The sequence below is a fragment of the Paragemmobacter ruber genome (assembly GCF_009908315.1).
GTDB classification, from domain to species: Bacteria; Pseudomonadota; Alphaproteobacteria; order Rhodobacterales; family Rhodobacteraceae; genus Paragemmobacter; species Paragemmobacter ruber.
The window spans coordinates 60,638-74,923 of sequence record NZ_JAAATW010000002.1 but is presented as its reverse complement, the minus strand read 5'-3'; the positions used below and the strand labels follow the sequence as shown (position 1 = coordinate 74,923).

15 protein-coding genes are annotated in these 14,286 nt (G+C 65.0%); 10 read left to right on the top strand and 5 right to left on the bottom strand.

Annotated features, from left to right (window positions below; genetic code table 11):
* Window positions 1-12: 12 nt before the first annotated feature.
* The 6 genes from GU920_RS08795 (at window position 13) to GU920_RS08770 (ending at window position 5,825) form a co-directional block, all read left to right on the top strand.
* Window positions 13-588, top strand: a complete 576-nt coding sequence (locus GU920_RS08795; RefSeq protein WP_235933192.1) for a DUF1285 domain-containing protein — start codon at window positions 13-15, stop codon at window positions 586-588.
* Window positions 589-1,365: a hydroxypyruvate isomerase family protein gene (locus GU920_RS08790; protein WP_161766665.1), complete on the top strand. Its 777-nt coding sequence runs from the start codon at window positions 589-591 to the stop codon at window positions 1,363-1,365. It begins immediately after the preceding gene.
* A gap of 81 nt (window positions 1,366-1,446) precedes the next feature.
* On the top strand, window positions 1,447-1,632 hold the full coding sequence (locus tag GU920_RS08785; RefSeq protein WP_161766664.1) for a zinc-finger domain-containing protein: 186 nt from the start codon (window positions 1,447-1,449) through the stop codon (window positions 1,630-1,632).
* A gap of 314 nt (window positions 1,633-1,946) precedes the next feature.
* Window positions 1,947-2,372 (top strand): GNAT family N-acetyltransferase, encoded by a 426-nt coding sequence (locus tag GU920_RS08780; protein ID WP_161766663.1) that lies wholly within the window; start codon window positions 1,947-1,949, stop codon window positions 2,370-2,372.
* Window positions 2,373-2,421: 49 nt separating this feature from the next.
* A complete protein-coding gene (gene polA / locus GU920_RS08775) occupies window positions 2,422-5,259 on the top strand; it encodes a DNA polymerase I (protein ID WP_161766662.1) in 2,838 nt (945 codons plus the stop codon).
* A complete protein-coding gene (locus GU920_RS08770) occupies window positions 5,256-5,825 on the top strand; it encodes a YdeI/OmpD-associated family protein (protein WP_161766661.1) in 570 nt (189 codons plus the stop codon). The genes polA and GU920_RS08770 overlap by 4 nt, the downstream gene beginning before the upstream one ends.
* 609 nt (window positions 5,826-6,434) lie before the next feature.
* On the opposite strand, the gene GU920_RS08765 is transcribed toward GU920_RS08770, so the two are convergent.
* The 3 genes from GU920_RS08765 to GU920_RS08755 form a co-directional block, all read right to left on the bottom strand.
* Window positions 6,435-6,896, bottom strand: a complete 462-nt coding sequence (locus tag GU920_RS08765) for a DUF1203 domain-containing protein (protein WP_161766660.1) — start codon at window positions 6,894-6,896, stop codon at window positions 6,435-6,437.
* A 71-nt stretch (window positions 6,897-6,967) separates the two neighbouring features.
* Complete coding sequence (locus tag GU920_RS08760) at window positions 6,968-7,348, bottom strand: HIT domain-containing protein (protein WP_161766659.1); 381 nt, start codon at window positions 7,346-7,348, stop codon at window positions 6,968-6,970.
* 5 nt (window positions 7,349-7,353) lie between these two features.
* Window positions 7,354-8,931, bottom strand: a complete 1,578-nt coding sequence (locus GU920_RS08755) for a DUF5928 domain-containing protein (RefSeq protein ID WP_161766658.1) — start codon at window positions 8,929-8,931, stop codon at window positions 7,354-7,356.
* A 145-nt stretch (window positions 8,932-9,076) separates the two neighbouring features.
* On the opposite strand from GU920_RS08755, the gene GU920_RS08750 reads away from it, so the two are divergent.
* Complete coding sequence (locus GU920_RS08750) at window positions 9,077-9,895, top strand: sulfotransferase family protein (RefSeq protein ID WP_161766657.1); 819 nt, start codon at window positions 9,077-9,079, stop codon at window positions 9,893-9,895.
* A gap of 116 nt (window positions 9,896-10,011) precedes the next feature.
* On the opposite strand, the gene GU920_RS08745 is transcribed toward GU920_RS08750, so the two are convergent.
* The gene (locus tag GU920_RS08745; protein ID WP_161766656.1) at window positions 10,012-10,995 is read right to left on the bottom strand and encodes an adenosine kinase; all 984 of its coding nucleotides are present in this window, start codon (window positions 10,993-10,995) and stop codon (window positions 10,012-10,014) included.
* Window positions 10,992-11,636 carry an endonuclease III gene (gene nth / locus GU920_RS08740; protein ID WP_161766655.1) on the bottom strand — a complete coding sequence of 215 codons (645 nt, stop codon included), beginning with the start codon at window positions 11,634-11,636 and terminating at the stop codon, window positions 10,992-10,994. The genes GU920_RS08745 and nth overlap by 4 nt, the downstream gene beginning before the upstream one ends.
* A gap of 115 nt (window positions 11,637-11,751) precedes the next feature.
* On the opposite strand from nth, the gene GU920_RS08735 reads away from it, so the two are divergent.
* The 3 genes from GU920_RS08735 (at window position 11,752) to GU920_RS08725 (ending at window position 14,242) form a co-directional block, all read left to right on the top strand.
* Window positions 11,752-12,591 carry a methylated-DNA--[protein]-cysteine S-methyltransferase gene (locus tag GU920_RS08735; RefSeq protein WP_161766654.1) on the top strand — a complete coding sequence of 280 codons (840 nt, stop codon included), beginning with the start codon at window positions 11,752-11,754 and terminating at the stop codon, window positions 12,589-12,591.
* A gap of 110 nt (window positions 12,592-12,701) precedes the next feature.
* Window positions 12,702-13,355 (top strand): OmpA family protein, encoded by a 654-nt coding sequence (locus GU920_RS08730; protein WP_161766653.1) that lies wholly within the window; start codon window positions 12,702-12,704, stop codon window positions 13,353-13,355.
* 119 nt (window positions 13,356-13,474) lie between these two features.
* Entirely contained in the window at window positions 13,475-14,242 is a 768-nt protein-coding gene (locus GU920_RS08725) for an FCD domain-containing protein (protein WP_161766652.1), read from the top strand.
* Window positions 14,243-14,286 lie beyond the last annotated feature (44 nt).

Below are 14,286 nucleotides of genomic sequence, written 5' to 3'. Positions count from 1 at the left end.
ACAAGCGGACAAATGATCGTGAAACCCTCCGCCGAAGGCCTCGCTGCCTCGGCACAGGCCGTATCGGGCCGGGGCCTGCCCCCGGTCCATCTCTGGAACCCGCCGTTCTGCGGCGATATCGACATGCGCATCGCCCGGGACGGAACATGGTTCTATCAGGGCAGCCCGATCGGGCGCGCAGGTCTGGTGAAACTCTTCTCCGGGATCCTGAAACGCGAGGGAGATCGCTTCTTCCTCGTCACCCCCGTGGAAAAAGTGGGCATCACCGTCGATGATGCGCCCTTCGTGGCGGTGGATTTCGATGCCGCAGGCGCGGGCGCGGCGCAGACCCTGACCTTCACCACCCATGTGGGCGACACGGTGCCACTCGACGCCGATCACGCCCTGCGGGTGGAACGCGATCCCGCCACCGGCGAACCCGCGCCCTACATCCACGTCCGGGCCGGGCTCGAGGCGCTGATCGACCGCAAATCCTTCTACCGGCTGGTTGATTTGTGCGTTCATGAACGGATCGCGGGAAAAGACTGGTTTGGTCTGTGGTCATCGGGCAGGTTCTTCCCGATGATTCCCTCGGAAGACCTCCCCTGAATGCCCCGTTTCGCCGCGAATGTGACGATGCTCTTCACCGAAGTGCCCATGCTGGCGCGCCCCGATCTGGCGCGCGAGGCCGGATTTGACGGGGTAGAGGTGCTGTTCCCCTATGACCATGCGCCCCGCGACTGGCAGGCGGCGCTGGCCGGCATGCCGGTGGCGCTGATCAACACCCATCCGGGGGATTGGGCGTCGGGCGACCGCGGCCATGCCGCCGTGCCGGGGCAGGAAGAGGCCTTCCGCGCCAGCTTTCTGCGCGCGGCCGATGTGGCAGGACAACTCGGCGCATGCCGCATCCATGTGATGGCCGGGGTCGCGCGCGGCGAACAGGCCGAGGCGACCTATCGCGACAACCTGACATGGGCCGCCGAACAAGTGCCCGATATCGCGCTGACGATCGAACCGCTGAACCCCGATGACATGCCGGGCTACTTTCTGAACGATTTCGATCAGGCCGCCCGCATCATCGACGATCTCGCCCTGCCAAATCTGGGCATCCAGTTCGACCTGTGGCACGCCGCGCGGATCCACGGCGATGCCGATGCCGTCTGGGCCCGCCACAAGGGCCGCGTGAACCATGTCCAGATCGCAGGCTTCCCCGGCCGCAACGAACCGGGCGGCGGGGGGTTCGATCTGACAGGGCTCTGCGCCGAACTGGATCAGGCCGACTATGCGGGCTTCGTCTCGGCCGAATACCTGCCTGCGCGCGCCACGGTGCATGGCCTGATGTGGCTGGCGGCGCTCAAGGCACGCAATCGCCTGATCGGGGCGTGATGGGCGCCCGTGCGGACGCCCTCTTGTGCAGGCCCGGTTCAGACGGATAAAAGACGGCCAAGCAAAGGAAAGGCTGCGCCCATGCCCATCGACGCCCCCGAAACCGAAGTCGTCACCCACTGGAAAGTGGCCTGCGACGGGGGCGAAGGCGCGCTCGGCCATCCGCGCGTCTGGCTGACCATCCCGCGCAACACGGGCTGGGTGGAATGCGGCTATTGCGACAAGCGCTTCGTCATCGACCGCGACCACGCCCACGACGATCACTGACCGCCCCGGCGCAAAGATTTTTCACTGAAAATTCTTTGCCAGCCGCCCACCAAGAATTTTCAATGAAAATTCTTGGTGGGCGGCCCCCGGAAATTTTTCGCCGAAAAATTTCCGGGTCTGTGCAGATCGCGCTTGACGCGTGCCGGACGACAGATCAGCCTGTGTCACATGCTGAACCGTATCGCCCTCGTGAGCTATTACTTTACCGACGCATCATAGGCGGCCGGTCAGCGTTTCACACACACCCCTGACCTGATGGCCGCCCCTGCGGGCGGTTCGGTCACTCTCCCTCGCAGCGGCGGCGGGAGAGAAAGATGACACAGTCCGAACGCCCCGAAATCCGCCTCGCCACGCCCGATGACCTGCCCGCGCTGCATGGCATGGCGCTGCAGTTGGCCGCGCATCGCGATGAGATGCCGCGCGATGCGGCGACGCTGCACCGCGATGCCTTCATCCTGCCGGGCACCCGGGTGCTTGTCGCCCGCGGGGGGAACAATACGATGGGATATGTGCTGATGCGCCTGACGCGCGACCCCATCAGCTGGGCCTCGGGCTATGAGATCACCGATCTGTTCGTGGCGCCCGCGCATCGCAACCGGGGGCTCGGTCGCCGCCTTGTCGGCGCCGCGCGCCTGCTGGCCGAGGCCGAGGGACGCGCCACCCTGTCCATCACGCCGACCATGGCAGCCCTGAGCCGCCGCCTCGGCGCGGCGCGTGCCCTCCCCCTCGCTCTGGCCTGAGGCGTCCGATCATGCCATACCACCGCCAACGCCAAGACGGAGGATGACCATGGGCTTCGGCAAAGGCTGCCACCTGCACCTGATCGACGGATCGGCCTATATCTTCCGCGCCTACCACGCGCTGCCGCCGCTCACGCGGAAATCCGATGGCCTGCCCATCGGCGCCGTCTCGGGCTTTTGCAACATCCTTTTCCGCTATCTCGAAGGCAACAAGGGCCCCGATGCCCCCAACGGCGCGCCCACCCATGTCGCCGTCATCTTCGACCATTCCTCGGAAACCTTCCGCAACACGATCTACCCGCTCTACAAGGCCAACCGCCCCGAACTGCCCGAAGACCTGCGCCCGCAATTCCCCCTCACGCGCGACGCCACCCGCGCCTTCAACATCGCCTGCATCGAGACAGAGGGGTATGAGGCCGACGACATCATCGCCACCCTTGCCCGGCAGGCGACCGAAGCCGGCGGTGACGTCACCATCATCTCCTCCGACAAGGACCTGATGCAGCTTGTCGGCCCCGGCGTGATGATGTTCGACCCGATGAAAACCCGCGCCATCGGCCCCGATGAGGTGTTCGAAAAATTCGGCGTGCCGCCCTCTCGCGTCGTCGATGTGCAGGCCCTCTCCGGCGATTCCGTCGACAACGTCCCCGGCGCGCCCGGCATCGGCATCAAGACGGCCGCCCTGCTGATCCAGGAATATGGCGACCTCGAAACCCTCCTCGAACGCGCGGGCGAAATCAAACAACCCAAACGCCGCGAGGCGCTGATCGACAATGCCGACCTCATCCGCATCTCGAAACAGCTGGTGCAGCTCAAGGCCGACACGCCGCTCGACGTCACGCTCGACGACCTCGAAGTCCGCCCCCCCGAACCCGACGCGATCATGGAATTCCTCACCCGGATGGAATTCCGCACCCTCACCCGCCGCGTGGCCGACAGCCTGAAGATCGCGCCCCCCACCCCGCTGCCCGAAAGCGCAGGCACCAACCCCAACCACCCCGAACCCACCGCCCCCGATCGCCTCCCCTTCGACCATGCGGGATACGAGGCCATCACCACTCCCGACGCCCTGCATTCATGGATCACCGCGATCCGCGACCACGGCACCGTGGCCGTGGACACCGAAACCACCAGCCTCGATGAAATGCGCGCCGAACTTGTGGGCATCTCCCTCTCCGTCACGCCCGGAAAGGCGGCCTATATCCCCCTCACCCACCGCTCCGGCACGGATGATCTGTTCGGCTCCGCCCAACTTGCCCCCGGCCAACTGCCCGTTGACGAGGTGCTTGCCGCCCTCAAACCCGTTCTCGAAGACCCGGCCATCCTCAAGATCGGCCAGAACATGAAATACGACTGGAAGATCTTCGCCCGCCACGGCATCCGCATCACCCCCTTCGACGACACGATGCTCATGTCCTCCGCCCTCCATGCCGGGCTGAACGCGCATGGCATGGACACGCTGTCGGAAACCCATCTGGGCCACACGCCCATCCCGATCAAATCCCTGCTCGGCACGGGCAAATCCGCCATCACCTTCGACCGCGTCGCCATCCCCGATGCCGTGAAATACGCCGCCGAAGATGCCGACGTCACCCTCCGCCTCTGGCAGCATTTCAAGCCGCAACTCCACCGCGGCCAGGTCACCACCGTCTATGAGACGCTCGAACGCCCCCTCGTCCCCGTGCTGGCGGAAATGGAAATGGCAGGCATCATGGTGGACCGCGACACACTCTCCCGCATGTCCAACGCCTTCGCGCAAAAGATGGCGGGGCTCGAGGCGGAAATACAGGAGATCGCGGGCGAACCCTTCAACGTCGGCTCGCCCAAGCAACTGGGCGAAATCCTCTTCGACCGCCTGCAGGTCCCCGGCGGCGAAAAGGGCAAGACCGGGGCCTATGCCACCGGCGCCGATATCCTCGAAGACATCACCACGCTGGAAGACACCCACCCGCAGGCCGCTCGCCTAGCCGCGCTCGTCCTCGACTGGCGGCAGATCGCGAAACTGAAATCCACCTATACCGACGCGCTGCAAGACCACATCCACCCGGAAACGGGCCGCGTCCACACCTCCTATTCCATCACCGGCGCGGTGACGGGCCGCCTCTCATCCACCGACCCCAACCTCCAGAACATCCCCGTCCGCACCGAAGAAGGCCGCCGCATCCGCGAGGCCTTCGTCGCCCCCAAGGGCCGCCTCCTCGTCTCGCTCGACTACAGCCAGATCGAGTTGCGCATCCTCGCCCACATCGCCGACATACCCGAACTGCAAAAGGCCTTCCGCGACGGGCTCGACATCCACGCCCTGACGGCGTCCGAGATGTTCAACGTCCCCCTCGATCAGATGACCTCCGACATCCGCCGTCAGGCCAAGGCGATCAATTTCGGCGTGATCTACGGCATCTCTGGCTTCGGCCTCGCCCGCAACCTGCGCATCCCAAGGGCCGAGGCGCAGGGTTTCATCGACCGCTATTTCCAGCGCTTCCCCGGCATCAAGGGCTATATGGACGCAACGGTGAAGGACGCGCAGGCGCGCGGCTTCGTCACCACGCTCTTCGGCCGCAAGATCCACACCCCCGAAATCAATGCCAAGGGGCCGACCGCAGGCTTCGCCAAACGCGCCGCCATCAACGCCCCCATCCAGGGCACCGCCGCCGACGTGATCCGCCGCGCCATGATACGCATGCCCGCCGCCATCGCAGACCTGCCCGCGCGGATGCTCCTTCAGGTCCATGACGAACTGCTCTTCGAGGTGGACGAAGACGCCGCCCCCACCCTCGCCGCCCGCGCGAAAGAGGTGATGGAGGCCGCCGCCCACCCGGCCGTCCATTTCAAGGTGCCGCTGATCGTCGAGGCAGGTCAGGGCCGCACATGGGCCGAGGCGCATTGAAACAGCCCGCCCCCCTCACCTTCGCCACGCAGGACGAATGGAACTTCTGGCTGTCGATGCGCCATGACAAGGCCGCCGAGGTCTGGCTGCGCATCCCGAAAAAAGCCACGGGCGAGGCGTCGATCGACTGGGAACAGGCGATGGAAGAGGCGCTCGTCTGGGGCTGGACCGACGCCCAGAAGAAACCCGATGGCCCCAACCACATGCTGCACCGCTTCACCCCCCGCCGCCCCGGCAGCCCATGGTCCCCCAAGGCCCGCGCCATGGCGGAAAAGCTGATCGCCGGCGGCTGGATGGAAGAGTCGGGCCTGGCCGAGGTCGCCCGCGCCCAGGCCGATGGTCGCTGGGCCGCCGCCTATGCCGCCGAAAAACCGGCCGAGATCCCCGATGATTTCCTCACCGCCCTCGCCACCGCGTCCGAGGCCGCACAGACCGCCTTCACCGCCCTGCCGCAGAAGGCCCGCGCCGCGCTCGCCTTCCGCCTCGCTACCGCCAAATCCCCCTCCGTCCGCACCCGCCGCATCGCCGAATTCATCGCCTCCCTCACAACGGCCCCGCCCCGTTGATCCACACCTGACGCGACCTCCGCACCCGCGCCCAAGGCCCATGGCACGCTCCGGGGCGACTGGTCCGCCCGTGAAGTTGCCGCCGTCATCAGGGCCGAACGCGACAGGCTGGGGCAAGCCGACCCGGAAACCGTCTTCCTTCACCCAGACCATGCCCCCCGGCCCTGATCCGCGTCCGCGCCGGACGGATTGGTCCCTGATGGGCGCGCCCCCGCCTGATCCGCCACTGGCGCGATGCCGCCCCGAAACACTGGCGCAAGGCCTGGGATGCCGCCAATCCGCAGCCTTGACACAGCGCCTTCCCTTCGCCCTTTCACCTTGGCTCAAATACCCAAACTCCCCCCCACCCCCGGCGCCACCGCCCGGGTTGAGGCGCCTTTCCCTCTCCACCCGAACGGGGGGAGAGGGTCAGGGAGAGAGGGGGGGGCCGCAGCACCAGCGCACCGTTAACCATAACTGCACCCATCACCCTGCCGGATTTTGTATGCACGCCTGTCTGCACTGCGCGTCTGCACCCGTCACGGCACAGCTCTGCCAGGGATAGAGGTATCATTTCAACAAATTAGCCCCCCTCCACCCCAATGCGTTAACGCGGGTCGCACGGCCCCCTCATCCCCGCTCCACCCGCAGCTGAAAGCAATTGTTCCGCGCCGACCGGACATGCACGAAATCCACCTCCGGCAGCGCCAGCAACGCCGCCGCCCGCGCCGGAATGTCCCCGGTCGCCACCACGCCCCCGGTGCCATAGACGATCCGCTCATCCGCGCCATAACCCCGGACGATATAATCGGGCGAGGCAAGGATCTCAGGCACATCCGCCCCGCCCCCGGCATCGCATCCTTGCGCACACAGGAAGATCGGCCCCGTCTCCGCATAGGGTTGAACACTGCCAAAGGGCCGATGCGCCAGCACCAGCATCCCCTTGCCCTCCGGGATCATGCGCAGGCAATGCCGGCAGGGGTTTCCACCCCCGTCCGAAACCTTGCTTTCGGGCAAAAGCCCATAGGAATCAACACCCCCCGCCTGATAATGGCGGGCAATCCCGGTCGGGATGGGAACAAAGCGCAGCATGGCAAACCTCCATCAGAAGGCCCCCACCTTGCCCATCAGGCCGCGCCCCGCGCGACCCGATCCATGCGCTTTCAGTCGCGCGACAGCATCCGCCCCAGGGGCGCGCCACCCACGATATGCAGGTGGTAATGCGGCACTTCCTGCCCGCCATGCCCGCCCGCATTGGTGATGCCCCGATACCCCGCCCCGCCATCGCCAAGGCTCACCCCCAGCATGGCGCAGACACTCGCCGCCGTGCGGTGGAAATCCACGATCTCGGCATCGCTCGCCTCGGCGCAGAAATGATCGAAGGTCACATAGGGGCCCTTCGGGATCACCAACACATGATGCGGCGCCTGCGGGTTGATGTCGTGGAAGGCCAGCGTGTGATCCGTCTCGATCACCGTCTTGTTCGGGATCTCGCCGCGCAGGATGCGGGCGAAGATATTGGTCTCGTCGTAGCTATGCGCCATGGTCCTCAATCCACAAAAAGATGCCCCGTCGCGGCGATTTCCCGCGCCTTTTCGACAGGAATATCAAGGAACTCCGCCAAGGGCAGGGTGTTTTCATCCACGCTCGCGCTTTGCCGGATGCGATGGAACCCGGGGAAGTTCGCATCCCGGATCCGGTCGCTTTCGAACTTCACGTCATAGCGGATCGTCGGCAGCAGCCGGTCGATCGTCTCTTTCGGTGTGCGATCCCCCGCAAGGCCCACCCGGCGCGCATGGCCCACCAGATAGTCGTCGGTGAAATCGCACTCGATTTCCAGCAGACGCACCTGCGCCTTGTCGTTGTAGAAATCCTGCATCAGATCGACATTCGCCGGATCAATGCAGAACAAAAGCCGGTCCGACTGCCAATAGTCGAACAGCATCCGCACCAGCGCCCGCCGGTGCCGCGTCCGCTTTTCCAGCGTGGTCTGGATGCCGCCCAGATCAGGCAGCGGGGTGGAGGCTTCGTTGAACAGATAATCCATCGCGGGCAGGTTGGTCACATCCCGCACCCGTTCGACCAACCGCTTGGCGACATGCCATTTCTTGCAGGTCACCATCATCAGCGTACGTTCGCGGCCCAGCGACGATTCCCGCTCCCAGAACCGCGGCGCAAAGCGCCGCCCCACCCGGCCCCGCCCGGTCAGGAACCGAAACAGGCTGCGCCCCTCGTTCGAAATGGTGAACTGCACGCCCTTGGCCGCGTAAAGCTTGCCCAACCGCTCCTTCAGGTCCAGCGCATCGGGCGAAATCTTGCGGGCGAACAGATAGTCCTGTGACAAAAGCAGATCGTAATGATCGTTGTAGAATGTCAGCGGCATCCCGTAATCGGTGAACATCAGGAAGGTCAGCGTCCGCGACCGGATCTCCGCCTCAGGCACCAGATGGCGCACCAGCGTCTGGAAGAAGGTCTCATCCGGGATCCATGTGGTGCGGAAGAACCGCATCACATCGCGCCGCGCCGCGCAGAACTCCAGCACCCATTCCACCGTGCGCCGCCGCAGGCACCACCATTGGCTGCCGATCTGCATCTGGATATCCGCAGGCACCGGGCGCGCCAGCCCCAGCCGCCGCTGCACCTGCATCGACCCGTAGAACAACTTCTTCTGCGTGCGTTCGTTGAACCAGTGGCGATAGATCAGCCGCTCTTCCTTGATCCCCGTCTTGATCCAGTCCGAGGTAAAGAAATCAAAGCTTTCGATGTAATCCGCCTCTTCCCGGTCAAGCAGGGCGCGGGCGAATTCCGCCGATTTGATCGGCATGCAATCGCCCGACAGCATGTAGAAATGCGTGGCGCGCGGAAAGGCCTCCACCGCCGCCCGCACCGCCAGAAGCGTGGCCTCCACCAGGCTCCACTCGCCCCAGCCGCATTTGATCCGCTTGCGCGCGAAGGTGACCGAAGGATTGTCCGACAGCGCCGCGCGGATGCGGTCAAACGCGGCGCGCGGCGCGCGGGCGTCGAAATGGATCGAGATGAAATCCCCCGCCGCCGTCAGCCGTTCGGCCTGCGCGATGATGCCATCGGGATCCTTGTGGCACAGAAGGATATACGCGATCTTGGCCATGGACTCCGCGCTGCAACGGTGGGCTATCTGTCACTGAATGGACAAATAACATCAACGGTCATTGAATAGACAGGTTTTCTTTGCTTTTTTGTGGCCATTGGGTCAAGGGCACGTCAGATCGCCCGGCGTTGGAGGCAGTAGGTAAATGGGTTTTCCCGGCACCTGGATGACGGAAAGCGAAAGCGTTGTGTACCGCGTGGTGCCCAAATGCGCCTGCTCGTCCATCGGCCAGATCATGTTTTATTCCGATCATGGCCGCTTCTACGATGGCGACATCCATGACAGCACCTCGGGCCTGCACAAATGGGCGCAGGAGGACAGCCAGCGCGTGATCGAGGCGAATGTGAAGGCGCACAAATCCTTTGCCTTCACCTGCGTGCGCAACCCCTATACCCGCATCCTGTCGTCGTTCTTCGACAAGATCTGCGGCATCCAGCGCAACGGCAAGCGCTATCGCGGCAATCTCGTGCCCATGCTGGTGCAGAAATATGGGATCGAGGTCGGCGGCGACGACGGCAAGCAGGAGTTTGACCAGATCGCCAGCTTCCGCCGCTTCCTTCTCTTCGCGCGCGACACCATCCGCTTCCGCAAACCGATGGAGCCTGACATCCACTGGTCGGCCATGTCGGGCCATATCTCCACCTTCATCGTGAACGGTGGGCGCTATGACCACATCTTCTTTACCGAAAAGTTTGATGACGGCATGCAGGTCGTGCTGGACAACATCAAGACCCGCCACAAGGTCAACCTGAAGAAGATCCCGAAGTTCAACGAAAGCGAAGGCCACGGTCCGAAACGCCTGCACCCGGTTGAGGCCTATTTCGACGACCTGTCGCATCACCTGATGTGGGAAATCTACAAGCGCGATTTCCAGCTGTTCAAATACGATTTCGACAATCCCGCGAACAAGATGCCCAAGGGCGAGGTCGATCTCGACGAGGTCCACGCCAAGCTGGGCGACTGACACGCCCGGCCCCTATCCCCGGGGGCTGTCTGCCCCCGGACCCCCGAGGGTATTTTCGCCAAGATGAAGCAGCCTGCCCGGGTCCCGTCAAAACACGGACACAGCAGGCGCGCCGCTCAGATCAGCCCGTCCTTGCGGAACAGCGCCTTCAGGTCCGCCTCGGGGCGCGCACCGAAATGGCTGATCACCTCTGCCGCCGCGACACAGCCCATGCGCCCCGCCACAGTCAGCGACTGGCCCGTGGCAAGCCCGTAGAGGAAGCCCGCCGCGAACTGATCGCCTGCCCCCGTGGCATCCACCGGCACCACGCGGTTCACCGGCACCGTGACCATCTCTTCCCCGCGCACAAGGATCACTTCATCCCCCGACCGCGTGCAGACCACCACGCCCGCATCCTGCGCGGCCTGTTCCAGCGCCGCCGACAGGTCGGTCTGATAGAGCGAGGACCATTCGTGTTCATTCCCGATCACGTAGTCGAGCTCCTTCACCAGCCGGCGAAAGTCATCCCGGTGGCGGTCCACGCAGAACGGATCCGAAAGCGCGATCCCCGCCTTTCCGCCCGCGTTGCGGCACAGCTTGGCCGCGCGTTCAAAGGCCTGCTTTCCCTTGGGCTTGTCGTAGAGATAGCCTTCGAGGAACAAGAGCACCGCCTCCCCCGCCACGGCATCCGACACGTCGTCAGGCCCAAGCTCCGAGGAAATCCCAAGATAGGTGTTCATCGACCGCTCGCCATCGGGCGAGACGAAGATCATCGACCGCGAGGTCGGCAACTCGCCCCCCGCCACGGGCGGGTTGGGAAAGGCGGTGCCGCCGTCGGCCATGGTCTTGGCGTAGAACCGCCCCAGCGCATCGTCATGCACCCGCCCGATAAAGGCGGTGCGCAGCCCGAGGTTCCCAAGACCCGCGATCGTGTTGGCCACCGATCCACCGGGGGCCTGCACCCGCTCCTTCATCGCGGCATAGAGCAATTCGCCCCGCTCGCGCTCTACCAACTGCATGATGCCTTTTTCGATCCCCATCATCTCGATGAAGCTGTCATCGGCCTGGGTGAACACATCGACGATGGCATTGCCGATGCCGACGACATCATAGGTCTTCATTCGGTCTTTTCCTCATACTGGCAAAGGTCGCGGATCGGGCAGATGCCGCATTTGGGTTTGCGCGCCACGCAGATATAGCGGCCATGCAGGATCAGCCAGTGATGCGCGTGCAATTGGAACTCGGCGGGTACATGGTCCTCGATGGCGCGTTCCACCGCCGTCTCGTCCTTTCCCGGCGCGATCCCGGTGCGGTTGCCGACGCGGAAGATATGCGTGTCCACCGCCTGCGCGGGCTGGCGGAACCACATGTTCAGCACCACATTCGCCGTCTTGCGCCCCACGCCGGGCAGGGATTGCAGCGCCGCGCGGGACGATGGCACCTCTCCCCCGAACTCCTCGATCAGGATCCGGCACAGCTTGATGACGTTCTTCGCCTTGTTGCGATAAAGCCCGATCGTCTTGATATGCTGGATCAGCCCCTCTTCGCCCAAGGCGAGCATCTTTTCGGGCGTGTCCGCCACCGCGAACAGGCCCCGTGTCGCGCGGTTCACCCCCACATCGGTCGCCTGCGCCGACAGCGCCACCGCCACCAGCAGGGTGAAGGCGTTGACATGCTCCAACTCCCCCTCCGGCTCCGCCTCCAGCGCGTGGAAGCGGGTGAAGATCTCCTTCATCGGGGCATAGGAAAGCTGCTTGGCCATGCCCCTGCCTTAAGCGACACCGCGAAACCCGGCAAGGCGGGAACCGGGCGGGATGCGCAGAATCCGGGTCGCCTGTGGCCGCCCGCGCCCATAGATTGGGGCCAAGGAGACCGCAATGACCGATCAATCCCCCGCCTATCACTACGCCGTCATCGCCCGCGCCCTGAAGGTGATCGACGAGGCTGGTCCCAATCTGACGCTCGACGATCTCGCCCAGCGGATGGACATGTCGCCCGCCCATTTCCAGCGCACCTTTTCGCAATGGGTGGGCATATCGCCCAAGCGCTATCAGCAATACCTGACGCTCGACCACGCCCGCCGGATGCTGGCCGACCGCTTCACCACGCTGGAAACCGCGATTGAAACCGGCCTGTCCGGCACGGGCCGCCTGCATGACCTGTTCCTGACATGGGAAGCCATGACCCCCGGCGATTTTGCCCGCGGGGGCGAAGGGCTGACCATCCGCTGGGGCTGGTTCGACAGCCCCTTCGGCCCCGCCATCGTCATGGGCACCGACAGGGGGCTCTGCGGCATGGGCTTTGCCGCCGAGATGGGGGCAGAGGCCGCCTTTGAAGACCTGCTGCGCCGCTGGCCCAAGGCAACCTTCGTGGAAGACCCCACCGCCCTGCGCCCCTGGGTGCTGGATGCCTTCGGAACCGATGGCGTGGGCAAGACCCCCCTTCACCTGATCGGCGCGCCCTTCCAGATCAAGGTCTGGGAGGCGCTCATGCGCATCCCCACGGGCCATGTCACCACCTACAGCGAAATCGCAGGCATCATCGGCAACCCAAAGGCGGTGCGCGCCGTCGGCACCGCCGTGGGGCGCAATCCGATCAGTTTTCTGATCCCTTGCCACCGTGCCTTGCGCCGCGACGGCAGCCTTGGCGGCTATCACTGGGGCCTGCCGGTCAAGCGCGCGATCCTGGCCTGGGAGTCGGCCCGCACCGGAATGTGATGCGCGGAATGTTGCCGCAGAAGGGCCATCGCTATCCAGCCGAAGCGCCGATTGGTATAAGAACCACCTGCACCCGCGCGTGGCGGGACATAACCATCAAGGCGATTGCTATGACCCTCAAGACACCCCTCACCCTGTCCGCCCTCGGCGTTCTGGCGCTTACGGCCTGCGTTCCGGCCGACCCTTACGCCACGCAACCCGCCGCTGGCCCGCGCACCCAGTCGGGCGCCCTGATCGGCGCCATGGCGGGTGGCCTTCTGGGATCGCAAAGCAGCGATGACCGCCTGCTGAAAACCGCCGTGGGCGCGGGCATCGGTGCCGTTGTGGGCGGGGCCATCGGGGCCACGCTGGACGCGCAGGCCGCCGAATTGCGCGGCATCAACGGCCAGTTCAACGTGACGAACATGGGCGATTACCTTGTCGTCAACATGCCGCAGGACCTGCTCTTTGCCGTGGACAGCGCCGCCCTGCGCCCCGACCTGCAGGACGACATCCGCTCGGTGGCGCAGAACCTGCTGCGCTATCCCAACAGCCAGATCCAGATCATCGGCCACACCGACAACACCGGCTCGGCCAGCTACAATCAGGATCTGTCGCAGCGCCGCGCCGTATCGGTCGCCGATATCCTGCGTGGCAGCGGCGTGCCGTCGCCCCGCATCACCGCCTTCGGCCGGGGCGAGGATCAGCCCATCGCCTCGAACCTCACGCCGGAAGGGCGCGCCCAGAACCGCCGCGTGGAAATCATCATCCGCCCGACGCGCTAAGCGCACGGCAGAACGCCAGGAAAGGCCGGGCCCCTGCGCCCGGCCCTTTCGCATCCGGGCCTTTGCCATTGCTGCCCCCCGGTTTTGGTCATAAATTCCGACCAATCCCCGAGGATGCCATGCCCTTCCACAAAGTCCGCCCCGAGAAGCTGTCGCAGACCGTAATCCGGCAGATCGAACTTCTGATCCTGCGCGGCATCCTGCGGCCCGGCGAACGCCTGCCGTCCGAACGTGAACTGGCCGAACGCATGGATGTGTCGCGCCCGTCGCTGCGCGAAGCCATCGGCGATCTGCAGGACCGCGGCCTCCTCGTCGCCCGCCCCAATGCCGGGATCTACGTGGCCGAGGTGCTGGGCGGCGCCTTCGCCCCCGCGCTGGTCGATCTCTTCGCCCGGCATGACGAGGCGGTGTTCGACTACATCGCCTTTCGCCGCGATATGGAGGGGCTCGCCGCCGAACGCGCCGCCCGCCTTGCCTCCGACACCGACCTGATGGTGATCAACGCCATCTTCACCAAGATGGAAGCCGCCCATGGCAAGCGCGATCCGTCGGACGAGGCCGCGCTGGATGCCGAATTCCACATGGCCATCATCGAGGCCAGCCACAACGTGGTGATGCTGCACATGATGCGGTCGATGTTCGACCTGCTCCGTCAGGGCGTGTTCTACAATCGCCAGATGATGTTCAAGGCCCGCACCACGCGCGAGGCGCTTCTTGACCAGCACCGCGCGATCAACACCGCCCTGCAGGCGCGCAACCCGGCCGCCGCCCGCCGCGCGGTCGAAGATCACCTCACCTATGTCGAGGTGGCGCTGAACGAACAGGCCCGCGCCGCGAGGAACGAGGCCGTGGCCCGCCAGCGCCTTGAACACGAACAGGATCGCTGACAGGCAAAAGAAAAAACCCGGCGCAGCGCACCGGGTTTCCTCAA